At 67.6% G+C, this 25,554-nt stretch carries 18 protein-coding genes; 12 read left to right on the top strand and 6 right to left on the bottom strand.

Annotated features, from left to right (window positions below):
* Positions 1-66: 66 nt before the first annotated feature.
* Positions 67-1,740, top strand: a complete 1,674-nt coding sequence (locus tag GOHSU_RS10115) for an FAD-binding dehydrogenase (protein ID WP_005940755.1) — start codon at positions 67-69, stop codon at positions 1,738-1,740.
* Between the two features lie 106 nt (positions 1,741-1,846).
* Here the strand turns inward: GOHSU_RS10115 and pgfA are convergent, their stop codons facing one another.
* Positions 1,847-3,424 (bottom strand): cell envelope lipid trafficking protein PgfA, encoded by a 1,578-nt coding sequence (gene pgfA, locus GOHSU_RS10110; protein WP_024332550.1) that lies wholly within the window; start codon positions 3,422-3,424, stop codon positions 1,847-1,849.
* A 97-nt stretch (positions 3,425-3,521) separates the two neighbouring features.
* Positions 3,522-4,898 (bottom strand): ABC1 kinase family protein, encoded by a 1,377-nt coding sequence (locus GOHSU_RS10105; protein WP_005940751.1) that lies wholly within the window; start codon positions 4,896-4,898, stop codon positions 3,522-3,524.
* 332 nt (positions 4,899-5,230) lie between these two features.
* Between GOHSU_RS10105 and nadB the strand changes: the two genes are divergently transcribed.
* The 5 genes from nadB (at position 5,231) to pntB (ending at position 12,667) form a co-directional block, all read left to right on the top strand.
* Positions 5,231-6,817 (top strand): L-aspartate oxidase, encoded by a 1,587-nt coding sequence (gene nadB, locus GOHSU_RS10100; RefSeq protein ID WP_005940749.1) that lies wholly within the window; start codon positions 5,231-5,233, stop codon positions 6,815-6,817.
* 629 nt (positions 6,818-7,446) lie between these two features.
* The gene (locus GOHSU_RS10090; protein ID WP_162138712.1) at positions 7,447-7,872 is read left to right on the top strand and encodes a hypothetical protein; all 426 of its coding nucleotides are present in this window, start codon (positions 7,447-7,449) and stop codon (positions 7,870-7,872) included.
* A 55-nt stretch (positions 7,873-7,927) separates the two neighbouring features.
* Positions 7,928-9,418 carry an FAD-binding protein gene (locus GOHSU_RS10085; protein ID WP_005940745.1) on the top strand — a complete coding sequence of 497 codons (1,491 nt, stop codon included), beginning with the start codon at positions 7,928-7,930 and terminating at the stop codon, positions 9,416-9,418.
* A 258-nt stretch (positions 9,419-9,676) separates the two neighbouring features.
* Positions 9,677-11,209 (top strand): Re/Si-specific NAD(P)(+) transhydrogenase subunit alpha, encoded by a 1,533-nt coding sequence (locus GOHSU_RS10080; RefSeq protein ID WP_005940743.1) that lies wholly within the window; start codon positions 9,677-9,679, stop codon positions 11,207-11,209.
* A 3-nt stretch (positions 11,210-11,212) separates the two neighbouring features.
* A complete protein-coding gene (gene pntB, locus GOHSU_RS10075; RefSeq protein ID WP_005940742.1) occupies positions 11,213-12,667 on the top strand; it encodes a Re/Si-specific NAD(P)(+) transhydrogenase subunit beta in 1,455 nt (484 codons plus the stop codon).
* 163 nt (positions 12,668-12,830) lie between these two features.
* On the opposite strand, the gene GOHSU_RS10070 is transcribed toward pntB, so the two are convergent.
* Together GOHSU_RS10070 and GOHSU_RS10065 are read right to left on the bottom strand one after the other, a co-directional pair.
* The gene (locus GOHSU_RS10070) at positions 12,831-13,580 is read right to left on the bottom strand and encodes a metallophosphoesterase (RefSeq protein ID WP_024332546.1); all 750 of its coding nucleotides are present in this window, start codon (positions 13,578-13,580) and stop codon (positions 12,831-12,833) included.
* An 81-nt stretch (positions 13,581-13,661) separates the two neighbouring features.
* A complete protein-coding gene (locus GOHSU_RS10065; RefSeq protein WP_005940739.1) occupies positions 13,662-14,864 on the bottom strand; it encodes a helix-turn-helix domain-containing protein in 1,203 nt (400 codons plus the stop codon).
* Between the two features lie 180 nt (positions 14,865-15,044).
* On the opposite strand from GOHSU_RS10065, the gene GOHSU_RS10060 reads away from it, so the two are divergent.
* Positions 15,045-16,880 (top strand): NAD(P)/FAD-dependent oxidoreductase, encoded by a 1,836-nt coding sequence (locus GOHSU_RS10060; protein WP_005940737.1) that lies wholly within the window; start codon positions 15,045-15,047, stop codon positions 16,878-16,880.
* A gap of 7 nt (positions 16,881-16,887) precedes the next feature.
* On the opposite strand, the gene ligD is transcribed toward GOHSU_RS10060, so the two are convergent.
* Entirely contained in the window at positions 16,888-18,885 is a 1,998-nt protein-coding gene (ligD, locus tag GOHSU_RS10055) for a non-homologous end-joining DNA ligase (protein ID WP_005940734.1), read from the bottom strand.
* A 104-nt stretch (positions 18,886-18,989) separates the two neighbouring features.
* Between ligD and GOHSU_RS10050 the strand changes: the two genes are divergently transcribed.
* From GOHSU_RS10050 to GOHSU_RS10030, 5 genes are read left to right on the top strand one after another with little or no spacing between them, the layout of a single operon-like run.
* Positions 18,990-19,529 (top strand): hypothetical protein, encoded by a 540-nt coding sequence (locus tag GOHSU_RS10050; RefSeq protein ID WP_005940731.1) that lies wholly within the window; start codon positions 18,990-18,992, stop codon positions 19,527-19,529.
* A 23-nt stretch (positions 19,530-19,552) separates the two neighbouring features.
* Positions 19,553-20,476 (top strand): non-homologous end joining protein Ku, encoded by a 924-nt coding sequence (gene ku / locus GOHSU_RS10045; RefSeq protein WP_005940728.1) that lies wholly within the window; start codon positions 19,553-19,555, stop codon positions 20,474-20,476.
* A 17-nt stretch (positions 20,477-20,493) separates the two neighbouring features.
* A complete protein-coding gene (locus tag GOHSU_RS10040) occupies positions 20,494-21,987 on the top strand; it encodes a flavin-containing monooxygenase (RefSeq protein ID WP_005940726.1) in 1,494 nt (497 codons plus the stop codon).
* On the top strand, positions 21,984-22,475 hold the full coding sequence (locus GOHSU_RS10035; RefSeq protein ID WP_005940724.1) for a DUF4334 domain-containing protein: 492 nt from the start codon (positions 21,984-21,986) through the stop codon (positions 22,473-22,475). Before GOHSU_RS10040 ends, GOHSU_RS10035 begins: the two co-directional genes overlap by 4 nt.
* Entirely contained in the window at positions 22,476-23,762 is a 1,287-nt protein-coding gene (locus GOHSU_RS10030; protein WP_005940722.1) for an alpha-hydroxy-acid oxidizing protein, read from the top strand. It abuts the gene before it with no gap.
* A 69-nt stretch (positions 23,763-23,831) separates the two neighbouring features.
* Here GOHSU_RS10030 and GOHSU_RS10025 read toward each other — a convergent pair whose 3' ends face one another.
* A complete protein-coding gene (locus GOHSU_RS10025; protein ID WP_005940720.1) occupies positions 23,832-25,397 on the bottom strand; it encodes an HNH endonuclease signature motif containing protein in 1,566 nt (521 codons plus the stop codon).
* Positions 25,398-25,554 lie beyond the last annotated feature (157 nt).

The following is a 25,554-nucleotide window of genomic DNA, read 5'->3' as shown; positions in this document are numbered from 1 at the left end:
CACCAGGGCGCTGTGCAACAGAACACAGTGGACAACCCAGACATGCGGGAAAAGAGGAGTCGGGCAGTGAGTTCGAGACAAGGACAGGTCGACGCGATCGTCGTCGGATCGGGGCTGGCCGGGCTGGTGGCCACCTACGAACTGACCCAAGCCGGTAAGCGGGTGATCGTCATCGATCAGGAGAACCGCAACAACCTGGGCGGACAGGCGTTCTGGTCGCTGGGCGGATTGTTCCTGGTCGACAGCCCCGAGCAGCGGCGACTGGGAATCAAGGATTCACCGGAACTGGCCCTGCAGGACTGGCTGGGGTCGGCCGGATTCGACCGGGAGGACCAGGACTTCTGGCCGCGGCAGTGGGCGCGGGCCTATGTCGACTTCGCCGCCACCGAAAAAAGGAACTACCTGCGCAAACTGGGGCTCAAGTTCACGCCGGTGGTCGGCTGGGCCGAGCGCGGCGGCGGATTCGCCGACGGGCACGGCAACTCGGTACCGCGCTTCCACATCACCTGGGGCACCGGCCCCGAGGTGGTGCGGGTCTTCGCCGAACCGGTACTCAAGGCCGAAGGCAAGGGACTGGTGGAGTTCCTGTTCCGGCATCGGGTGGACGAGCTGATCCTGGACGACGACGGCGCCGTGATCGGTGTGCGCGGGGCGGTGCTGGAGCCGACCGAGGCCGAGCGCGGGGTAGCGACCTCGCGGGTAGAGGTCGACGAGTTCGAGGTCTTCGCTCCGGCCGTGATCGTCACCACCGGGGGGATCGGCCACAACCACGAGATGGTGCGGGAGAACTGGCCGACCCAGCGGCTCGGCCCGGTGCCCGAGCACATGATCGCCGGAGTCCCAGCCTATGTCGACGGGCGGATGCTGCGGATCGCCGAGGGCGCCGGCGCCAATCTGGTCAACCGCGACCGGATGTGGCACTACACCGAGGGCATCCACAACTGGGATCCGATCTGGCCCGACCACGCCATCCGGATCATCCCCGGACCGTCGTCGCTGTGGCTCGATGCCAACGGCAATCGGCTCCCCGCGCCGAACTTCCCCGGTTTCGACACCAACGCCACCATGAAGGCGATCCTGGACACCGGCTTCGACTACTCCTGGTTCGTCCTGACCGGCGACATCATCGAAAAGGAGTTCGCCCTGTCGGGGTCCGAACAGAATCCGGACCTGACCGGTAAATCGTTGCGGACGGTGGCCAAGAGCCGGCTGTCGCGGGAGATCCCCGGCCCGGTGAAGGCCTTCATGGACCACGGTGTCGACTTCGTGGTGCGCGACAATCTCCCCGACCTGGTCGCGGGGATGAACGAGATCGGCCGCGGCGGGCACATCGATCTGCAGGATCTGGAACGCACCATCTCTGCCCGGGACACCCAGGTGGAGAACGGTTACGCCAAGGACGCCCAGATCATGGCGATGCACAACGCCCGCAACTACCTCGGCGACAAGGTGGTGCGGGTGGCCAAACCGCACCGGCTGCTCGACCAGGAGGCCGGGCCGCTGATCGCCGTGCGGCTGAACATCCTGACCCGCAAGACCCTCGGCGGCATCGAGACCAACCTCGAGGCGCAGGTCATGCGCCCGGACGGACACGTCTTCGACGGCCTCTACGCCGCGGGTGAGGTCGCCGGCTTCGGCGGCGGCGGCGTCCACGGCTACAACGCGTTGGAGGGCACCTTCCTGGGCGGTTGCATCTTCTCCGGCCGGGCCGCCGGTCGCGCCGCGGCGCGGCGGGGCTGACCGGGTCTGCGCGCAGCCCGGGCGGAGCGAAGACGCGGCAACGAACGAGCCCGGAGATCCTGTGCGGATCTCCGGGCTCGTTGTCTGCGTGCCGGCGGCGAGGGGACTAGTCGGGCTGACCGTGCCGGCCGCGCCGGACCGGATCGTCCTCGGCCGAGCGGACCACCAGCGGATTGTCCAGCACCGTCGTAGCGTCCTCGCCCTCCACGACGATCATGTCCTCGGCGCTGGGCTTCTGGATGATCGTGGTGTCGGCGTCTGCCTCGACCGGCGGGACCGGGATCGCCGCGATCGGGTTCTCGGCGACCGGCTGGAAATCGTCCCGGACCGTCTCGATCGTGACCGTGTCGACGGTCGAGTCGATCGGCGGTTCGGGGGCTTCCGGTGCCCAGTACTGGTCGGCGGCCAGGGCGGTGGTCGCACCACCGGGGCCGTCGGCGTAGCCCTGTTCGGTGGTCAGGACGGTGGTGTCCTGCTCGACGACGGGGGTCGCCGCGACGGACGCATCGTCGATCGGCGAGTAGCCGGACCGCTCGGCCGGATCGTCGCCCTTGCGGCCGCGGAAGACCAGCCATGCCCAGAGCGCGACCATCAGGGCGCCCAGGACGCCGAGGATGATCGGGATGATGGTGCCGCCCCAGCGGAGCAGACCCACGTACTTGTTCGCCCGGTCCACCTGCTGCGAGACGGTCAGATCCGACCACTTGAAGTCGGCGTTGAGCGCATCCATGCGGAATTCGGTGACGGCGGCCGGGATGTCGTCGGCCTCATCGACGTTCTTGAAGTACTGACGCTGCTCCTCCAGGCCGTCGACGATGGTGCCGGTGACCGGCTCCACCCAGACGTGGCGGATGGCCGAGCCGTGCCGGTGCATCTCGATCAGATCGTCCGGAGCGATGCCGCGGCCGGTGATGCCCCACCACTTGGCGGGCATGTTCAAGATGGTGCCCAGCGGAGCCTCGCCCTGCGGGTTGGGCAGCTCGGACAGGTCGGTCTCGGGGACATCGGTCTTGAAGTGGTAGACCTTCAGCCCGTTGATCGTGGTCTCCTCGACGAACGAGGCGACGGTGTCCTGACGCGTGTTCAGGTCGTAGTAGTAGTAGTCCTGCTTCTGCACGTCGAAGCCGAACTTGTACTGGAAGCCCTTGCGGTCGGCCAGGTGCACCGAGACATCGGCGACCGGGACGCCGGCCGGATCGGCTTCCAGCTGCAGCGAACTGACCTCGTTGTTGGGAGCCGAGGACTTGCGGTCCACCGACACCCGGTCGATGCTCGCGGTGAGGAGGCCGTCGTTGCAGGTGCGCGGTTCACCTGCAGCGGCGACGGTCGGGGTGGTCTCGGCACCGTCGGCGCCCTCGATGCGCTCGATCAGGACGGTCTGGGCGGACTGCAGTGTCGCCTGGTCGGCATTGGACGGCTCGACGATCACCGAACGACGCTGCTGCTTCAGATTGACGTTGAGCTGCGCGGCCTTGTCCTGCGAGACCGAGCACCGATCGAAGATCACGGCCGGGAAGCGGTTGGCCGGCTCGCCCGAGGGGGTGATCGTGCTGGCGTCGGAGGTGATGTCCAGGTCGAGCGGAACCACCTTGAGCTTGGGCACAAGATAGGTGGGGATCGTGATCGCCGCGGCGATGAAGGCAATCCCGAGGAAGGCTAACAGCGGCATCAAGATGCGTCTCATGTAAAAGACTCCAACTAGCAGGGGTCGTCCGTCCGGACCACGCGTGGACACCACACTATTAGGTCGCGGACGTAATCGGACTATTAGGTCGGGGAAATTACCGTTTCGTTTCGGATCCGCGGGCGCGCCGATCGCGTTCGGCTTCCTTCATGATCCCGGCCATGTACCCGTAGATCTCGCGATCGGAAATCGCCTTCCAGCGCGGGGCGAGCAGCTTCATGTACCTCTCCACGTACAGCAACTGCTTGCCCACCAGTACCAGTTCCCGGGGCAGGCGCGCATCGTGGGCCTTGGCCACGGCGGCCAGCTGACGGCCCAGATCGGTGTAGCTCATGGCGGCCATCTCGGTGGTCGACAGCGGGGCGGTGACCTTCTTCAGATCTTCGCCGCCCTTGGCGGTGGACCCGGGTTTGTGCACCGCGCCCAGGAGGAAGATGGCCCGCCCGGCCGAGTCGTAGTCCTGTTTGACGATCAGATCGACCACCAGCTGGCGCAGGATTCGGCGGGTACGGGCGTTGAAGCGTCCGACGATGCCGAAGTCCAGGAGCACCAGCTTGCCCTCGTCGTCGACCAGGACGTTGCCCGCGTGCAGGTCGCCGTGGAACAAGCCGCCGTGGAAGGCCGAGTCCAGCAGCGAAAGCAGCAGGTTGCGGCAGAGTGCCTCGCCGTCGTGCCCGGCGGCGCGCACGGCCTTCGCATCGTCGATACGGATGGCGTAGATGCGCTCCATCGTCATCACCCGGGCCGTGGTGAGGTCGTGATAGACCTTGGGCACGCGGACCCGATCGCCGAACTGTCCCGGCTGCAGGCAGGCGAACCATTCCTCCATGGTCGCGGCCTCGTTGCGGAAGTCCAGTTCGGAGTCCAGGCCATCGGCGAAGTCTTCGACGACGTGCCGGGCGCTGAGCATCCGACCGTACTCGGACAGTTCCATCAGACCGGCCACCCGCTCGAGGATGGCCACGTCCGGGGCCAGCCGCTCGGCGATCCCCGGTCGCTGCACCTTGACCACGACCTCCTCGCCGGTGATCAGGGTGGCGGTGTGCACCTGGGCGATCGAGGCCGAGGCGATGGGCTCGTCGTCGAAGGTCGCGAAGACCTCACTGGCGGGCCGGCCGAGTTCCTCGCTGATGATCCGACGGATCTCCCCGGCCGGGGCGGGCCGGACCTTGTCCAGCAGCGACTCGAACTCCTCGGACAGCGCCGGGGTGAACACGCCGGGGCTGGAGGCGATCAACTGGCCGAGCTTGACGTACGTGGGACCCAGGTGCTCGAAGGTCACCCGGACTTCGTGGGCGATATTCGCCGTGCCGGGAAGTTTGCCGTGGCGCAGGCCCTTGGCCGAATTGAATAGGAAACGCCCGACGCCGGCAGCGGCCTGCGAGGCGGTGGAGCCGAATCGGGTGACCTCCGAGGCGGTCGACACCGTCGGAAGCTGCTCCCGGACGACGTCGTCAACAGGCTTTTCAGTCATCACCTCTACGCATTGTAGTCGCCGCGGGGGTGAAATCGGCGTTTGGTGACCGGTGTCAACAATCATCGGCGGTTACCCCGGCGGCCGAGGACGGAGCGCTCAGGACGCGGGCGACCAGGCTGCGCACGCGACGGCGGTGGCGATGCTGATCGCGACCATCGAGATCTTCCACCACATCGGCGGGGACGTGTCCATGCGGGGGAGCCTAACGGTGCGAAAGGGGCAGGCCGGTGGGGTTCGACGCGCGGTGAGATCGGCGTACGCTGGCGGCGAGGTTTTCGATCAAGGGTCGATAACCTGGGAGAGCTGTTCTTGTCACGAACCGGAGGCGGGTGAAGACGGTGGGCGAAGAACTGCGGGCCGACGCGGTGGTGGTGGGCGCGGGAGTGGCCGGACTGACGGCGGCACTCACCGCGGCCCAGCGCGGACTCAAGGTGGTCGTGCTGAACAAGGGGCCGGCCTGGCTGCCGGAGCAGGCCGAGCAGTCCACGTCGACCTTCTACGCGCAGGGCGGGATCGCCGTCGTCGACCCGGACAACCCGGAAGACAGTGTGGCCCTGCATGTCTCTGACACCCTCGCGGCCGGTGCCGGGCTTACGGCAGAGCAGCCGACGGCGGAGATCGTCGCCGACGGCTGGCGCGCGGTGCGCCGGCTCGTCGACTGGGGAGCCCGCTTCGACACCGGGCCCGACGGCCGGTTCCTGCGTACCCGCGAGGGCGGGCATTCGGTGCGCCGGATCATCCACGCCGGCGGGGACGCCACCGGCGCGCAGGTGCAGGCGACCCTGGGAGCGGCACTGACCCGGGCTCCGGTCCGGTTGCTCGACGATTCGCGGGCCACAGCGGTGATCACCGATACCGGCGGCGAGGCGATCGGAGTGGCGTACCGGGACCTGGCCGGGGACGGTGTGGTGTGGGCGCCGACGGTTCTGCTCGCGGCCGGCGGCGTCGGTCATCTGTATGCGGCGACCACCAACCCGGCCGGTGCCACCGGTGACGGAATCGCACTGGCGCTGCGGGCGGGGGCGGCGGTGGCCGATCTGGAATTCATCCAGTTCCACCCGACGATGCTCTATGTGCCCGGGGCCCGTGGCCGCCGCACCCTGGTCAGCGAGGCGCTGCGCGGGGAAGGGGCCCGGCTGGTGGATGTGCAGGGCCGTTCGGTGACCGAAGGAGTGCATCCGCTCGGTGATCTCGCGCCGCGCGATGTGGTGGCCCGGGCGGTCACGGCCGCGATGGAGCGGACCGGCGCGGCACACGTGTATCTGGACGTCACCGCGATCGCCGATCTGGAAAGGCGTTTCCCCACCGTGCTCGCCGGAGTCCGGGCGGCCGGTGTGCCGGACGATACCGGCCGGCTGCCGGTGGTGCCCGGAGCGCACTACCTGTGCGGTGGAGTGGCCACCGATGCGGCCGGGCGCACCGGCGTCCCCGGGCTGCTGGCAGCCGGTGAGGTGGCGCGGACCGGGCTGCACGGCGCCAATCGGCTGGCTTCCAACAGTCTGCTCGAGGGCCTGGTGATGGGCCGGCGTGCCGCCGGTGTGGCCGTCGATCGCCGCAGCGCACCGGTCCGGCCGATCGCGTTCCAGGTACCCGCCGAGCTCCCGGCGGCTCCGCGCAGCACTCTGCAAGATCTGATGTCGGGCGAGGTGGCGTTGCGCAGGGATGCCGAGGGGCTGGAGCGGGTCGACGCTTTCCTTGCTGCCGCACCGCGCCGGGACCAGTCCGACGGTCAGGCAGCCGAAGACGCCGCGCTGACTCTGACCGCTCACGCGGTGGTCGCCGCGGCGAAGGCACGGACGGAATCGCGCGGCTGCCACTATCGTGTGGATCATCCGGATACGGCCGGATCGGCGGCGTCGCGGTGGTTCGTACTCCGAGACGGCGTCCTGCGGCCAGGATCGGTGCGGTCCTCGTAGACTGCGGGCGAGCAGAGATGAAGTGAGGTGGGCAGGGCATGGTCCGAGCTCGATGCTGGTCGTCAATCATCGCCGGTCCTGCCGACCGGGCCGCTCTGCACATCCGGCCGGGTGTCTCCTGGCCGATCGGCTGTGAACTGGCCGATGGGCATTCCGGTCTGCATGCCGGCGACGGCGGCGAGGGATCGGGGCGTCGATCCTGGCTCTTCTGGGGTGATTTCGCGGTGGCTCCGTACTCCTGCCGGGAACAGGATCCGTGTCCCGATCTTGCCGACGGCGGTGAGCGCTGTCGTCTGTTCGTCGGCCACCCGGGTGCGCATCGATCGGGCCGGCCGGTTCGAGCCGGCGGCTCTGCTGCGGCCTACGCCGGACCGACCGGGTACGTGGGCCTGCGGGAGGAAGGGGAGCACATGGGAAAGAAGTCCAAACGCCGCAAGCATCGGCTCGGTGACGGGGCTGCGGAGCACTCGGCTCACGCCCGGACACACACGCCGTCCCCGGCGGCGCCTCCGGCTCCACCTGTCGTATCGCCCCCGCCTGTATCGCCCCCGCCTGTGCCGACCCCGCCTGTGCCGACCCCGCCTGTGCCGACCCCGGCTGTGCCGACCCCGCCTGTGCCGACCCCGGCTGTGCCGACCCCGCCTGTGGTGAGTCCGGCCGAGCAGGTGCCGGCCGCCGATCCGGCGCTGGGGTCGATGATCCAGATCAACGAGTTCAACGATCTGACCCGGACCTCGATGGTGCAGGTGATTCAGCCCGACGGCCGCCGCCGCGTCGTCGTGCGGACGCCGTCGCAAGAACCGGTCACCCCGCTCCGGGAGGAGGTCCGATCCAGGACGGTTCCGCTTTCGGAACTGGAGATCACGAGCGTGCAGGCCTCTTCGGCGACGGTGACGGAGATGGTCGGTGCGGCCGATCGTGCGCTGAGCAGTGAAAAAGCCCAGATCACGGCCACCGCCGGTGATCAAGACCTGGTGCGGCGCCAGGTCGGCGACGCATTGCGCGACGTCGCTCAGGCGCTCGCCCGGCTGGCCGAGAGCCTGGACCCGCGCTGAGCGGTTTCGACCGAGAGGCTCCCGCCAAAACAGGAACGTGTTCTAGTCTGGCTGCATGAGCGGATTGGATATTCCCGAGACCGTGCCGGTCGGCGACGTGGCCGAATTCAGTGACACCGTCGATGTGCTGGTGATCGGTGCCGGGATGGGTGGCTGCTGTGCGGCGCTGGAAGCGGCCAGGGCCGGAGCCTCGGTGCTGGTGCTCGAACGATCGGCGGCCGCCGGGGGCACCAGTTGTATGGCCGGCGGGCACTTCTATCTCGGGGGCGGCACCGCTGTGCAGCGCGCTACCGGTCACGCCGACGACGCCGACGAGATGGCCAAGTACCTGACCGCCGTCTCGCGGGATCCGGAGCCGGAGAAGATCGCAGCCTACTGCGCCGATAGCGTCGAACACTTCGATTGGCTCGAGTCGCTGGGTTTCGAGTTCGAGCGCAGCTACTACCCCGCCAAAGCGGTGATCCAGCCGCAGACGCAGGGTCTGATGTACACCGGTAACGAACAGGTGTGGCCGTACCGGGAGCTGGCGACTCCGGCGCCGCGCGGACACAAGGTGCCGGTCCCCGGTGACACCGGAGGAGCCGGTTTGGTGATCGGTCTGCTGGTCGACCGGCTCACCGAGCTGGGAGTGCAGATCCGGTACGAGACCGGTGGGCGGCAGCTGATCGTCGACGGTGACCGGGTGGTCGGCGTGCAGTGGCGTGATGCGAGCGGGCGGACCGGAGCCATCGCCGCCGCGACCGTGGTGATCGCTGCCGGCGGTTTCGTCATGAACCCGGAGATGGTCGCCGAGTACACCCCGCAACTGGCGTCCAAGCCGTTCACCCTCGGCAGCACCTACGACGACGGGCTGGGCATCCGGCTCGGCGCCTCGGTGGGTGCCGAACTCAAGCACATGGACCAGGCGTTCATCACCGCGCCGGTGTATCCGCCGTCGATTCTGCTGACCGGTCTGGTGGTCAACGCCGACGGCCGGCGCTTCGTCGCCGAAGACTCCTACCACTCGCGCACCTCGGGGTTCGTCATGGATCAGCCCGGCGCCAAGGCCTTCCTGATCGTCGACGAATCGCACCTGGAACGCCCGGAGTTCCCGCTGTGCCCGTTCATCGACGGCTGGGAGACCATCGACGAGATGGCCGACGGTCTGGGGATCGACCGGACGACGCTGCAGGCGACGATGGACCGGTACAACACCTATGCGGCGCGCGGCGAGGATCCGGACTTCCACAAGAGCCCGGAGTATCTGGCGCCGCAGGACACCGGACCGTGGGCCGCCTTCGACATGACACTGGGGAAGGCGCTGTACGCGGGCTTCACCGTCGGCGGGATGGCCACCACCGTCGACGGCCAGGTGCAGCGACCGGGGGGCGAGGTGATCGAGGGGCTCTACGCCGCCGGAGCCTGCGCAGCGAACATCGCGCAGGACGGAAAGGGCTACGCCAGCGGCACTCAGCTGGGGGAGGGTTCCTACTTCGGCAGACGCGCCGGCCGGCATGCCGCCGCGGTCGCCGGGCACGTCGCCACCGCCGTCACGACCGGAGAGTGACCTGCGTTACCCGAACCGGGTAGGACTCGCGGTGCGTGTTATCTTACTGCCACGTTTTTGATGCGGACGGCTGCCTCACCTGGTGGCGCCGTGGAGAGACGCGCCGCGTCCGATCGGACTTCCGGCGAAAGAGCATCCGCCAGCTTCGCGACCCTTGCGTTGCTGGCTGTCGTGCTTGACCGCCGACGGCCCGGAGCGGGTTGTCGCTCTAGAAGACTTAGGTGAACGTAGAACAATGAGTGTGGGAGAGGCAGTGACATGCTGATCGGCATCCCCCGGGAATCCAAGCCAGGCGAGACGCTCGTCGCGGCGACCGGTAAGACGGTCGGGCAGCTGCAGCAGCTCGGCTACGAGGTCGTGGTCGAGGCGGGCAGCGGTGTGCTGGCCGAGCAGGCCGACGAGGCCTTCGCCGACGCCGGTGCACGAATCGGCTCGATCGACGAGGTCTGGGGTGCAGACATCGTCGTGAAGGTGAACGCCCCGGCCGACGAGGAGATCGCCCGCATGCGCCGCGGCGCCGTGCTGATCTCGATGATGGCCCCGGCCCGAAACCCCGAACTGGTGGAGAAGCTGCAGAACGCCGGCGTGACCGCGCTGGCCATGGACGCGGTGCCGCGGATCTCGCGTGCGCAGTCGATGGACGTGCTCAGCTCGATGGCCAACGTCGCCGGCTACCGCGCCGTCGTCGAAGCCGCCCACGAGTTCGGCCGGATGTTCACCGGCCAGGTGACTGCTGCCGGCAAGATCCCGCCGGCCCGCGTCTTCGTCGTGGGTGCCGGTGTGGCCGGTCTGGCCGCGATCGGTGCCGCCTCGGCGATGGGCGCGATCGTGCGTGCCTTCGATGTGCGGCCCGAGGTGGCCGAGCAGGTCGAGTCGATGGGCGCCGAGTTCGTGCACGTCGACTTCGAGGCGGAGAAGTCCGAGGACGGCTACGCCAAGGAGATGACCGCCGAGCAGGAGGCCGCGACCGCCTCGATGTACGACGAGGAGGCCCGTGCCGCCGACATCGTCATCACCACGGCGCTGATCCCGGGCCGTCCCGCGCCCAAGCTGCTGACCGCCGAGACGGTCGCCGGGATGAAGAACGGCTCGGTCATCGTCGATATGGCCGCGGCCAACGGCGGTAACGCCGCCGGCACCGTGACCGACGAGAAGGTCGTCACCGATAACGGTGTGACGATTCTGGGCTACACCGATCTGGCCGGCCGCCTGGCCGCGCAGACCTCGCAGCTGTACGGCACCAACATCGTCAACCTGCTCAAGCTCCTCACGCCGGAGAAGAACGGCGAGTTGACGCTGGACATGGACGATGTGGTGCAGCGCGGCATCACCGTGACCCAAGACGGCGAGATCATGTGGCCGCCGCCGCCGGTGCAGGTCTCGGCCGCCCCCAAGGCCGCCGCTGCCGCCGAGGTTCCGGTCGCCGCCGAATCCGAGCCGATGTCCGCAGGCAAGAAGATCGGCCTGGTGCTCCTCGGCGTCGTCGCCTTCTTCCTGGTCAACGCCTTTGCTCCGGGCGACATCCCGCGGCACTTCACCGTGTTGATGCTGGCGATCGTGATCGGTTACTACGTGATCGGCAACGTGGCGCACGCACTGCACACCCCGCTGATGTCGGTGACCAACGCGATCTCCGGCGTCGTGGTGGTGGGCGCGATCCTTCAATTGGCGACCAACAACACCACGGTGCTGGTGCTGTCGACCATTGCCATCCTGGTCGCCTCGATCAACGTGTTCGGTGGCTTCGCGGTCACCCGGCGCATGCTGTCGATGTTCAGCAAAGGGGCCTGACGCATGACTATCGAATCCATGACTTTCGCGGCGTACATCGTCGCCTCGCTGCTGTTCATCCTGTCGCTGGCCGGACTGAGCAAGCATGAATCCGCCAAGAGCGGTTTGACCTACGGCATGGTCGGCATGGTCATCGCCCTGGTCGCGACCATCACGATGATGGTCAAGGACCTCGACCACGTCGAGTTCGCCGGTGTCAGCTTCGATAAGTGGACGCCGATCGGGCTGCTGATCGGTGCCGTCGTCGTCGGTGCCCTGATCGGTCTGTGGCGCGCCAAGATCGTCGAGATGACCGGTATGCCCGAGCTCATCGCGCTGCTGCACTCGTTCGTGGGTCTGGCCGCTGTGCTGATCGGCTGGAACGGTGCGATCACCGGTGTCCACGCCCTCCCGACGGACCCGGACTACGGGGCCCTGGTCGGTATCCATGCCGCCGAGGTGGCCATCGGCATCTTCATCGGTGCGGTGACCTTCACCGGTTCGATCGTGGCCAACCTGAAGCTGTCGGCGCGGATGAAGTCGGCGCCGCTGATGCTGCCCGGCAAGAACTTCATCAACGTCGGCTCGATCGTCGTGTTCATCGTGCTGACCGGCATCTACGTCGCACGGGATGTGAAGGACGACACCACCGGCTACGTGCTGCTGGCCGTCATCACCATCCTGGCGCTGCTGCTGGGCTGGCACCTGGTCGCCTCCATCGGCGGCGGCGACATGCCGGTCGTGGTCTCCATGCTCAACTCGTACTCCGGTTGGGCCGCAGCCGCCTCGGGCTTCCTGCTCGGCAACGACCTGCTGATCGTCACCGGTGCGCTGGTCGGTTCCTCGGGTGCCTACCTGAGCTACATCATGTGCCGGGCGATGAATCGTTCGTTCATCTCGGTGATCGCCGGCGGCTTCGGCATCGAGGCCCCCGCCTCCGATGACACCGACTACGGCGAGCATCGTGAGATCCAGGCCGACGCGGCCGCCGAGCTGCTCAGCGAAGCCAAGTCCGTGGTCATCACGCCGGGCTACGGCATGGCCGTGGCGCAGGCGCAGTACCCGGTCGCGGACCTGACCGCCAAGCTGCGGGCCAAGGGCGTCGACGTCCGCTTCGGTATCCACCCGGTCGCCGGTCGTCTGCCGGGCCACATGAACGTGCTGCTGGCTGAGGCCAAGCTCCCGTACGACATCGTGCTGGAGATGGACGAGATCAACGACGATTTCCCCGAGACCGACGTGGTGCTGGTGATCGGCGCCAACGACACGGTCAACCCGGCCGCGTCGGAGGATCCGGGCTCCCCGATCGCCGGTATGCCGGTGCTCGAGGTCTGGAACGCCAAGGACGTCATCGTGTTCAAGCGCTCGATGGCCGCCGGCTATGCGGGGGTGCAGAATCCGCTGTTCTTCCGGGAGAACACCCAGATGCTCTTCGGTGACGCGAAGGACCGCGTCGAGGACATCATCGCCGGTCTATAGCCGCTGCGAGTGCCCGCGGGGCCGCACACCTTTTTCGGTGGGCGGCCCCGCGTGCATCTCTGATCCGTGAGATCTCCGAGGTGGGTGACTGGATCCAGGTCAGAGCACTCGGAGAAGGGAGCGGGGCGGGTCACTGGGGCCCGCGCCCCGGTGAGTCGGGCTTCTACCAGCTGGACAGGACCCGGAAGTGACTGGTCAGACGATGATCGTCGATCACGTGGAAGGCGATCCCGGGCCCCTGGGTGTGGTTGACCACGTCGGCGCCCTCGAAGGGCAGATTCAGGGTCGAGGACACTCCCGGAGCGACGATCATCGGTCGTCCGGCGAAGATCGATGCGGCCGGGGTGTGCGCGTGACCGGTCACCAGCCCCACCACGTTCGGATGGTCGGTGATCAGCGCGGCGGCGCGATCGGGTTCGTTGAGCCGCCGTTCATCCATCAACGGCAACCCGATCGGGACCGGTGGATGATGCCAGGACAGGAGCACATCGACGTCGTCACCGGCCGCGGCGATCTGGGTGCGCGCCCACTCCAGGCTTTCGTCGGAGAGGTAGCCGTCGGATCGGCCGGGAATCGAGGAGTCGAGCGCCAGAATGAGCAGATCATCGAGCCGCAGGGCCGAGTTGACCGGACCGGTGCTGGGTACGCCGTCGCGTTCTGCGGTGTAGGCGGCGCGGTCGTCGTGGTTACCCAGCAGCGTCAGCGTCGGAATATCGGTGACCATGGTCCGGGCCGCTTCGGCATACTCCGACGGAAGACCGACATCGGCCAGGTCACCGGTGACGAGCAGGGCGGCCAGAGGATGTCCGTTGGTTGCGGTGGAGTTGAGGTAGTTCAGGACGCCCTCGACGCGTTCGCGGTGTTCGGCGGTGCCGTTGAAATGCAGGTCGCTGATCTGTGCGACGACCACCATCAGTGCGCCCTTCCCGCAGTGGAACACCGCTGTCGCGGCTGCTTCGTATCAGGCTAGTCGGACCGCGGTCAGCTACACAGTTCAGGTCGTCGTCACCACCACGCCGTCGGTGAAACGGTAGGGGTTGGCCGCCAGCAGGCCACCCAGGTGTTTGCGGAGCCGGGACATCTCCGACCGCACCGCGATGCGCTGGTCGGCGTTGCCGAACACCGCAAGCGACAGCTGCGCTGCACTGAGACCCTCGGGATGGCGGGCCAACAGGTCCAGCAGCTGGGCGTGCCGCGGGGACGGCCGATGCACCCAGGCCGCGTTCGGGCCCGAGACCTTCACCAGGGGTTCCCTCCCGCCCACCAGCTCCACCCGGATCTGCTCGGGAGCATCGGCGGCGGCCACGCGGACCAGCCAGCCGCCGGGCATCGGTTCCAGATCGCAGTCGCCGATGCCGCGGAGGTACTGCCGGCCGGCCGCGGGATGGCGGGGCAGCGGGATCTGGGTCCGCGGCGCCACCCCGTCCAGGGCGGCGACCCAGCCGTACGGGTCGACGGCGAAGGCCGGTCCGGCCGAGCGCGCAAGAATCGGTGCGGCGACCGCACGCAGTTCGTCCAGCCGTGCCCGATGAGCCTCGCGCAGACCGGACTCGGCCAGCCGGGCCACGGTGTCGACCAGCGCCAGCGTCGTCGGATGGATGGTGGCCGCCGGCCCACTGACGTCGATGACCCCCAGGACCCGGCCGGTCCGCGGATCGTGGATGGGAGCTCCCGCGCAGGTCCATTCGTGATGGCTGCGCACGAAGTGCTCGGCAGAGAACACCTGAACCGCGCGCCCGGAGGCCAGAGCGGTGCCGATCGCATTGGTTCCCACGGAGTCCTCGGCCCAGGAAGCGCCCTCGGCGAAGCCCAGGCGGTCGGCTCGGTGCAGCACCCGGTTGACCCCGTTGCGCCACAGGACCCGCCCGGCAGCGTCGGCCACCACCAGGATGTTCTCGCCGTCGACGATCAGGGTGTCGAGGTGATGCATCAGCGGATCCACCAGTTGCTGCAGGCCGGAGGAGGCCCGGCGTTCGTGCAGGTCCATCGAGTTCAGGACCGGGGCCGTGGTGTCGATGTCGGGCAGAACACCTGCCGCGCGCACCCGTTCCCAGGATTGGCCGATCACCGACCGGGGTCGGGCAGGCGGCTTCCGGCCCGTCATCGAAGCGTCGTACACCGCTTGCAGGACCGCAGCGTACGCGCGCGGATCGTCCCCGGCGGCCAGCGCAGGTTCAGGAGACAGCGGCAGAGACACGACGACCCGTTCCAAAGAGTGTGGTTGCGATCACACACCACGGTCCCCTGCTCGCGCGGGTCCGTCAAGCGGTTCGCCATTGCAACCGGCTGCAACCCTTGCCGCGCCGGGGTGCGGCGACGTCTGCTGACAGGCACCACCAGAAGTGAGCTACCTCACTCGATATCGAAAGGGGTCCCCGTGACTTCGACACTCCAGCCCCCGGCCACGACCGCGGCCACCGCCCAGCAACGGATCGACACCTGGCTCCAGGACTTTTCGGCCGCCTTGACCGCCGGCGACGCCGACGCGGCGGCGTCGCTGTTCGCCGACGAGAGCTACTGGCGCGATCTGGTCGCCTTCACCTGGAACCTCAAGACCCTCGAGGGGCGCGCGGCGATCGCGGCCATGCTGCACGAACGACTGACCGATACGGCGCCGTCGAACTGGCAGACCACCGACGAGGCGACCGAGGCCGACGGCGTCGTCGAAGCCTTCATCGCGTTCGAGACCGCGGTCGGGCGCGCCGAGGGGCATCTGCGCCTGACACCGGGACCCGACGGCACCGACCGCGCCTGGACCCTGCTGACCACCCTGCAGGAACTCAAGGGCCACGAGGAGGCCAGCGGCTTCAGCCGGCCGCTGGGTGCGGTGCACGGTGCCGACCCCGACCAGCGCTCGTGGGCGCAGAAGCGTGACGATGAGGATGCTGCTCTCGGGCGATCGCAGCAGCCCTATGTCCTGGTGATCGGCGGCGGACAGGGCGGCATCGCGCTGGGAGCCCGGCTCCGGCAGCTGGGAGTGCCCTCGGTGGTAGTCGACAAGCACGACCGCCCCGGTGACCAGTGGCGAGGCCGCTACAAGTCGCTGTGCCTGCACGATCCGGTCTGGTACGACCACCTGCCTTACCTGCCGTTCCCGTCCAACTGGCCGGTGTTTGCGCCGAAGGACAAGATCGGCGATTGGCTGGAGTTCTACACCAAGGTGATGGAGGTGCCGTACTGGTCGCGCACCGAATGCACCTCGGCGTCCTACGACGAGGCCGCCGGAACGTGGACCGTGCACGTGAACCGGGACGGCGAGGAGCTGGTGCTGCACCCGACGCAGCTGGTCCTGGCCACCGGGATGTCCGGGAAGGCCAATGTGCCGCAGTTCCCCGGCCAGGACGTCTTCGCCGGCGAACAGCACCACTCCAGCGCGCACCCCGGACCCGATCAGTACGTCGGCAAGAAGGTCGTGGTGATCGGGGCCAACAACTCCGCGCACGATATCTGCAAGGCGCTGGTCGAGCACGGCGTCGACACCACCATGGTGCAGCGGTCCTCCACCCACATCGTCCGCTCGGATTCGCTGATGGAGATCGGCCTGGGTGCGCTCTACAGCGAACAGGCCGTCCAGGACGGCATGACCACCAAGAAGGCCGACTTCACCTTCGCCTCGCTGCCGTACCGGATCATGCACCGCTTCCAGATCCCGCTGTACGACCAGATCCGGGAACGGGACAAGGACTTCTACGACCGCCTCGCGGCGGCCGGTTTCGATCTGGATTTCGGCGACGACGATTCGGGGCTGTTCCTGAAGTACCTGCGCCGCGGCTCCGGCTACTACATCGACGTCGGCGCCTGCGACCTGGTGGCCGACGGCACCATCAAACTGGCCAAGGGCGGCGTGGACCGGCTGACCGAGGACTCGGTGATCCTCTCCGACGGCACCGAACTGCCCGCCGACGTCGTCGTCTACGCCACCGGATACGGCTCGATGAACGGCTGGGCGGCCGATCTGATGGGGCAGGACGTGGCCGATCGCGTCGGCAAGGTGTGGGGCCTGGGGTCGGACACCACCAAGGATCCCGGACCCTGGGAGGGCGAGCAGCGCAATATGTGGAAACCCACCCAGCAGCCGGGACTGTGGTTTCACGGCGGCAACCTGCACCAGTCCCGCCACTACTCGCTATACCTGGCGCTGCAGCTCAAGGCGCGGTACGAGGGGATCGACACCCCCGTCTACGGCCTGCAGGAGGTGCACCACCTCAGCTGAGCTGAGCCTAAAGGTCGCCAGGCAATTTATCGCGCCGGATACCGCGCCACGACGGGTGCCGCAGATGGCCGGTCGACGTCCAGTCGAGGAACTGGACGTCGGCCACCAGCGTGGGCAGCACCCAGGTCGCGCTGGAAGCCCCCGGCGCATCGACCCCGCCCACGAACGGGCAGGTACTGATCGTCAGCGGCCGGAGTTCGTCGAGCAGCTCGGCGGCCTGCGCCTGCGTCCAGCCGGTACCCACCCGCCCCAGATAGCGCAGCCCGTTCTCCTGCGGCAGTCCCACCAGCACCGAGCCCAGTGATCTGCCCGCGCGTTCGCGACCGTACCGGAAGCCGCCGATCACCACCTCGAGGTCGCTGAAGTTCTTCTGTTTGCGCCAGTCGGGGCTGCGTGAACCCTGCCGATACGCCGACGAGCGGCGTTTGGCCACGACGCCCTCCCAGCCGTTGCGGCGCGACTGGTCGACGGCGGCCTCACCCGGCGGATCCAGCAGTGCGGGGATCTGCACCGCCGGTGTCGAGGCGAACAGCGGCGCCAGTGACTCCAGGACCTCACGACGCTGCTCCCACGGCGCGGATTCCAGGTTCGTTCCGTCCCACTCGAGGACATCGAACAGGAACAGCCGGATGGTCGCCTCGCCCGGCTCGCGCCGCCGCGAGGCCAGCAGCCGGAAATCGGTTTGACCCGCCGCATTGAGCGCCACCACTTCGCCGTCGAGCACCGCCTCGTGGCCGTCCAGAACGCCGCCGAGGACGGCCAGTTCGGGAAAGTCGGCGGTCATGTCGATTCCCGACCGCGATTGCAGGCTCAGGCGACCGCCGGCCAGCTGCGCCAGGATCCGGTAGCCGTCCCACTTGCCCTCGAATGCCCAGTGGGTCTGGTCCAGACGTTCGACGGGTTCGTTCACCGCCAGCATCGGACGCAGCGGCACCACCGTCGCGCCGCGGATGCCCCCGGCCCCGGATGTCGGCGCGGGTGCGGTGGGCAGTGCCTGGCCGGCGGGGGAATGGTCGGCGGCGGCATCGCCGATCGCCGGGCCTTTCGCGGGATCGTCCGTCGACGTCCTTCGGCGCCGGTAGGCACCCAGATCGACGACGCCTTCGGCCGGCGGTACCGCGGGGCCGGGATCCAGACCGGACAGCAGATCGCCGGAGTCGGCGAGCCGGTCGAGGACCTGGCGGTATTCCAGCTGACTCAGGTCCGGCTCGGTCAGCTCGGACCAGGTGCGGGGTGCGGCCACCCACGGTCGTTCCCGGCCGCGCAGGGAGTACGGCGCCAACGTCGTCTTGGTGGCACTGTTCTGGCTCCAGTCGATGAAGACCTTCCCGGGCCGGGCGGCCTTGTTCATCGTCGCGGTCACATCGTCGGGGTAGGCCTGCGCCAGTGAAACCGCGATCTGTCTGGCGACGGTCCGGGCCGAATCTGCGCGCACCGGATCGGGCAGCCGGGCGTAGACGTGAATGCCGCTGCCGCCGCTGGTGACCGGGTACGACGACATGCCCGCGGCAGTGAGCACATCGCGGATCGTCAGAGCCACCTGCGCGCAGTGCTGCAGGGGCACGCCGGGCCCGGGATCCAGATCGAGTACCAGGCGCTGGGTCCGGCGTTCGGCTTCCTCGGGCAGCCGATCGGACAGGTCGATCCGCCACTGCGGTACGTGCAGCTCGAGTGCCGACATCTGCGCGAACCAGACCAGGGTCGCCGCATCGCGCACGACCGGATACGGCTTGTCCCCGCCCGCGTGCCCGATCGTGAAGCGGGCGATCCACGGTGGCGCCCCGGGTGGAAGCGCCTTCTCGAAGAAGGGAGCGCCGTCGACGCTGGCCGGCCAGCGCTTCCGGGTGACCGGACGCGAAGCGATGTGGGGCAGCAGTGCATCGGCGACGGCCAGGTAGTAGGAGATCACGTCGTACTTGCGGGTCCCGGTCTGCGGGTAGAGAACCCGGTCGAGATGGGTCACGGTGATCCGGTGGCCGTCGACGTCCAGTGCGGATCCGTTCATGAGTTCATTCTCACCTGTTCCCCTGTCGCCGGTAGCGGCCTACGGTGGAACCACGGCAGCGACGTCGGATGCAAAGAGTCCGGCTCCGAAACCTAGGAGTGGTCATGGACATCGGATATCGCAGACTTCTCGCCGGTGCTTTGACGGCGGTCGCGCTGGGTGCCGGCGCGCTGGTCGCCCCGTCGCCGGCGGCGGCTGCACCGGCCTGCCCGGTTAATCCGACCACCAGGGTGGCGCCGCGGGCGATCGCGGCCGCCCTCCGGGACAGCTGCACGCAGGCGCAGTTCGATCGGCTCTTCTCCCGCGCCGACGCCGGTCCGATCCCGCGCGGTGCCCTGCACGGACAGGCCCGTCCGGTCGGTGCTCCCGATGCGGCTGCCTCGGCGGCGATCGCCGCGATCTGGTCGGGTAAGACCTTCCACCGCGGCTGGCTCGCCAACCGGGCACTGGGCGGCCAGATCCTGCCCGCCGACGTCTACTACGCGCGCTCCGTGATCGACGGTCGCCGGGTGATCCGGATCGACTACCGGCGCAGCGGGTTGCCCTTTGCGCATGACGAACTGCGCCGCCTGCCCAACGGCGTGTACCTGGGATACGGATTCCTCGGCGCGACCAAAGCGGTGGACTTCTGGGTCTGGAAGTAGCGACGCAAGGCACAATGACAGCTATGCGTTCCATCTGGAAGGGAGATCTGAGCTTTGGCCTGGTGAATGTGCCGGTCAAGGTGTACTCGGCGACGCAGAGCCACGATCGTTCGTCCCACCAGGTCGATGCGAAAGACGGTACGCGGATCCGGTACCGGCGGGTCCGTGAAGGTACCGACATCGAGGTGGATTATGCGAACATCGCCAGCGCCTACGAAACCGATGACGGACGACCGGTGATCCTGACCAAAGAAGATCTGGCGACGCTGCCGGTCAGTCGCAGCCCGGAAATCTCGATCATCGAGTTCGTCCCGGCCGAACAGGTGGACCCGATCTATTTCGACAAGGCCTACTACCTGGAGCCGGCCTCGCGATCGCCGAAGGCCTACACGCTGCTCGCCCAGGCTCTGGCGAGCACCGATCGACTCGCCATCGCCACGTTCACACTGCGCACCCGCACGTCGCTGGCGGCGTTGCGAGTCCTGGACCGCGTCATGGTGCTGCAGACCCTGCTGTGGCCCGACGAGGTCCGCACGCCGGATTTCGGTTTTCTGGATGAGGACGTCGAGATCCGGCCGCAAGAGCTGGAGATGGCCTCGTCACTGATCGGCACCATGGCCACCGATTTCGATCCCGACCAGTTCGAGGACGTCTACGAGAACGAGCTGGCCAAGCTGATCGCGGCCAAAGCCGAGGGGGAGCAGGCCTTTCCGGAACCGGACGAGGCCGCCTCGGGGGTCTCCGACGACGATGAGGTGGCCGATCTTCTCGCGGCTCTGCGCGCTTCGGTGAAGGATCGTGCCGGTGACGGGCAGAACGAAACAGAAGCATCGGTGAGCACGGCAACGAAGAAGACCGCCGCGAAGAAGACGACAGCGAAGAAGACCACAGCGAAGAAGACGACCGCGAAGAAGGCGCCGGCAAAGCGGGCGCCCAAATCAGCCTAAGGAACTAACGAGAACTAATGCCGCACAACGATTCTGAGTACTACGACGTCCTGATCGTCGGAGCCGGGCTCTCCGGTATCGACGCCGCCTACCGGTTGACCGAACGCAACCCCGAACTGAAATACCTGATCGTCGAGCAGCGAGAGCGGATCGGCGGCACATGGGACCTGTTCCGGTATCCGGGCGTGCGCAGTGACTCCGACATCTTCACGCTGAGCTTCCCCTGGAACCCGTGGAAGGGGGACCGCACGTTCGGTGAGGGCGGTGAGATCCGCGACTACCTGGAAGCCACCGCTCGGGACTTCGGGATCTACCCGCACATACAGTTCTCCACCCAGGTGGTCTCGGCGGCGTTCTCTACCCAGACCGACCTGTGGACCGTCGACATGCTGGTCGACGGTGAGCCGCGCACGATCGCCACGCGGTTTCTGTACGCGTGCACCGGCTACTACCGGTACGACGCCGGATATCGGCCCGACTTCCCGGGTGAAGAGGACTACACCGGCCAGCTGGTGCATCCGCAGTTCTGGCCGGAAGAGCTGGACTACGCAGGCAAGAAGGTCGTCGTGATCGGTAGTGGTGCCACCGCGGTGACCCTGGTGCCGGCGATGGCCGAGACCGCCGACAAGGTGACGATGCTGCAGCGTTCGCCGACGTACATGTTCGCGCGCAACTGGTACGACCCGGTGACCAAACTGGCACAGCGCACCCTGCCGACCCAGTTGGCCCACGATGTCACGCGGCATCGCAACGCCGCCCTGACTCTGGCGATCTTCCAGATCGCCACGCGCTTCCCGAAGGTGTCGCGCAAGCTGCTGCGGCGCATGGCGATGCACCATCTGCCCAAGGGCTATGACGTCGACACTCATTTCAACCCCGACTACGACCCGTGGGATCAGCGACTGTGCCTGATCCCCGATGCGGATCTGTACAAGGTGATCGGTGAGGGCCGCGCCGACGTGGTCACCGCGACCATCGAGCGCTTCACCCCGACGGGTGTCGAGTTGGCCGACGGCCGCGAACTCGAAGCCGACATCATCGTCACGGCTACCGGTCTGGACCTGATCGCCTTCGGCGGCATCGCGCTGACGATCGACGGGGAAGCCGTCGACCCAGGTGACCACTACGGTTACCGCGCCTACATGCTCAACGATGTGCCCAACTTCGCCTGGTCGGTCGGCTACACCAACGCCTCCTGGACCCTGCGGGTCGACCTGACCAGCAAGGCCGTCGCCGATCTGATCGCCTACATGCGGGCCAACGGCTACACCCGCGCGTACCCGACGCTGCGCGGACAGCGGCCCACCGCACACGCCTTCTTCGAGTTGGACTCCGGTTACGTCAAGCGCTCGGCCGCGCGGATGCCCAAGGCGGGCGATCGGGCGCCCTGGCAGGTGCGCCATAACGCCCTGCTCGACGCGATCGACGCGCGACGCTACGACGTCACCGAGGAGATGGTCTTCTCCGAGCTGGGTGCGCCGGCGCGCCTGGAATCGGGGCAGGCGCAGTGACTCTGTCGCAGGAGCAGGCACGGACCCGGTTCTTCGAACGGGTGCAGAGTCAGCAGATCAGCGAACCGGCCGAGCTCGACGAGATCTGGGCGGCCCTGCCCACCGTCACCGTCGAGGAGATTCTGGGCGACTGGCGCGGCGGCGAACTGCCCTCGGGCCACCCGATGGACGGACAGTTGGCGAAGGTCCGTTGGCACGGGAAGTGGTTCCGTTCCTGGCATGACGTCGCGCCGATGGTGTGCCGCGACGACAGCGGGGCGCTGTATTCCGATAAGGAGATCGGCAAGGGTGAGGCCAGCCTGTGGCCGGTGGGCTTCCGCGGTGAGGTGACCGCCTCGATGGTGTACGACGGCCAGCCGGTGATCGACCACTTCAAGAGGGTCGATCAGAACACTTTGATGGGCATCATGAACGGCAAGACCTCCCTGGTGCGCGACCGGCACTTCTACTTCTATCTCGAGCGCGACGACGAGGAGGCAGTCGGCTAGATGGTGTCGGTGAATTTCGGGCGCTCTCGCCAGAACGAGGTCTATACCGGGGGGATCCACGGGCGAAAGCCGATCGTTCCCACCGATTTCGCTGAGCTCGAACGACGGGCCAAGGCGGTGATGTCCCGGCGTGGTTGGGCCTACATCGCCGGCGGCGCCGGCGAGGGCCGGACGATGGCAGCCAACCGCGCGGCCCTGGACCGGTGGGCGATCGTGCCCCGTGTGCTGCGCGATGTGAGTGAACGCAGTCTGCAGATCGAACTCTTCGGTCAGCAGCTGGCGGCCCCGGTGCTGTTCGCTCCGGTCGGCGCGGGCGCACTGGCGCATCCGGATGCCGACGTGCATATCGGGCGGGCCGCCGCCGAACTGGGCGTGCCGTACATCTTCTCCAACCAGGGGTGTGCGCCGATGGAAGATGTCGCCGAAGCAATGGACGGTGTCGTCCCGGGTGCTCCGCGCTGGTTCCAGCTGTACTGGTCCACCGACGACCGCCTCGTCGACAGCCTGATCGGACGCGCCGAGGAGATGGGCGCTGCTGCACTCGCCGTCACGCTGGATACCACGATGCTCGGCTGGCGCCCGCAGGACTTGAACTTGGGCTCGCTGCCGTTCGCCCGCGGCGAGGGGATCGATCAGTACACGTCAGATCCGTCATTCTGGGAGATCGTCGCCGAACGGCTCCGGGGGGCGGCGGACGAGAAGCCGGAGATTTCGCTCGGCGCAATCAAGACACTGTTCTCGATCGCCCGGAATGTGCCGGGTGGTCTGCGCAAGAATCTCACCGCGCCCGAGCCGCGGGCCGCGGTGCAGACCTTTTTAGATATCTACTCGCGCCCGTCGCTGAACTGGGGCGATATCGCCTCGCTCCGGGAGAAGACGACGCTGCCGATCGTGCTCAAGGGGATCCTGCATCCCGATGATGCCCGTCAGGCAGTCGATCTCGGAATAGACGGGATCATCGTCTCCAATCACGGTGGACGACAGGTCGACGGCTCCATCTCGTCTACCGACGCCCTGGTCGACGTCGTCGACGCGGTCGGCGGCAAGGCCAAGATTCTGGCGGATTCGGGGTTCTACACCGGTGCGGATGTCTTCAAGGCGCTGGCGCTGGGCGCTGACGCTGTCTGCATCGGCCGACCGCACATGTACGGCCTGGCTCTCGACGGTGCTGACGGTGCCCGCGATGCGGTGGCGAACATCATCGCCGAGCTGGATCTGACGCTGGGGCTGTCCGGACACACCGATGTCGCTGAACTAGATCGGACCGCACTCAGGAAACAGGATTGATCCGTACAGCGCTCAGCGGAACCGGGGGACACGCGGTCACACTAGGGACCGGTCCCGCTGAGCGGTGACTCACGCCGCGACGAATGCGTAGCCCATGCGGGCTTCAAGCAGTTTCTCGATGCGGGAACGTTCGTCGGGTGGCGCGTGAGCCGGCGGGTGAGCGAGACGCTCGTGGTGATGGAGCGGATTCAGTTGCCAGGGGCCGGTACGGCCGGCCGGACGCCAGACCATCCGGCCGGCGTCGGTGCCGTCGGTCAGGATCGTCGTCTCCCACTGCCCGCGTGCGGGGCCGACCCAGCGGTTGTTCGGACCACAGGCCGCTCCGAGATGGTTGATGTCGGTCGGGCCGCCATTCTGCCAGTCGGGGCTGTGATGGGCCTCGGTCCGAATGAACGGGGCGTCGCAGCCGGGCGCGGTGCAGCCGCCGTCGCGGGCGAAGAGCATGAGGCGTTGTCCCTTGGAGGCGAGCCGATGTTTCTTGGCTCGACCGAGGTACAAAGGCTCCTGGGTGTGTTGCCGGAACACCGCAAGATAGGAGGTGGTGTTGCTCTTCGCGGCCAGCTCGACCAGGTCGGCGACCGGCAACAGGGTGCCGGTACTGGTCAGCGCAATGCCGGCACGCCGGGCTAGATCCTCATCGGACACGGAGATGACCAGTTCGGTACTCAGCCGGCCTGGTTTCCCCAGGCCCTGACGCGCGATGACGAAGTCGCACATCGCCTCGAAAGCGTCGTGCCGGCGTTGTTCAGGATTGCGCTCGTCGCGTTCACGGGCCGCCGTCAGCGATGCGTCGTCGGCAGTCGTGCTGTCGGCACCGTGCACAGACTCCGGATCGTCAGGGTTGTTGACACCCGGGGCGGCCCAGGAGTGGGCGATGAGCTCCCACTTGGCCCGTGCAGCCGGGGTGAGATGCCCCATGAACTTGCTCATGAGCCGGTCGTCCTGCGGGAAGAGCCACAAGTCGCGCTGGCGCTGTCGGTCACTGGTATCGGTGAAGGAACCGTCGGGATCGAGATGCGCCAGCAACCGGGTGGCGACGATGCCCAGATCCTTCGGATTGAGGGTGCGCGCGAGTTCGGCGAGCTGCGCCTCGGCGTCTGACTTGACCGTCGCCCCGAGAGCGTCGGGGATCTTCTTGAGGGTTTCGGCAATGATCAGCGCGTGAGGTGCGCCGATATCGCCGTCGGCGATGGCTGTCGCGGTCGATGGCATTTGCGGCTCGAGCTTTTCGCCGGTGAGCGTGGTGCCAGACGTGAGCCGAGCGGCGAGCGCGGCGCGCCGCCGAGACTCGCCCTTGCCAAGACGCAGGCCCAGTGACAGGTAGAGATGCATGGACAGGTAGCCGGCGGCGGTGCAGACGCCGCGATCAGAACCTTCTCGGTACAGCTGTGCCGACACAGCGTCGAAGCGCCGCCGGCTGCGTTCGGTGATCTCGATGATGGCCGCGACGTCGTTCTCATTCTCCCCGCCCAGGTCGGCACCGGTGAGCTTATTCAGGGCGGTGTCGATGAGCTGGGCGAGTGCGGTCGGGGAGTCAGGCAGTACGACGCCGTGTTGCTCGGCGAGCTCGTCGGCGCTGAGAGGCTTGGCAGCAGCGGAGTCGTATCGCAGGGCGCAGTCCCGACCGAGTTCCATCGGACCCACCCCCGCCCCGCGATGTCTGAATCGCGCTGCCCACCAAACTAACGCCTAGCTCGAACGGTTGTTCGATACACTATCGATCATACGCCCTCGATTGAGAGAGGGCAAGGGAATTTTGAACGGCTTGCAGCGGGGCTCACCCGGGTGCGCG

The sequence above is a fragment of the Gordonia hirsuta DSM 44140 = NBRC 16056 genome, assembly GCF_000333015.1.
Lineage (GTDB): Bacteria > Actinomycetota > Actinomycetes > Mycobacteriales > Mycobacteriaceae > Gordonia > Gordonia hirsuta.
Note: the sequence above shows the minus strand (reverse complement) of the source record. Positions and strands in the feature narration are given on the sequence as shown.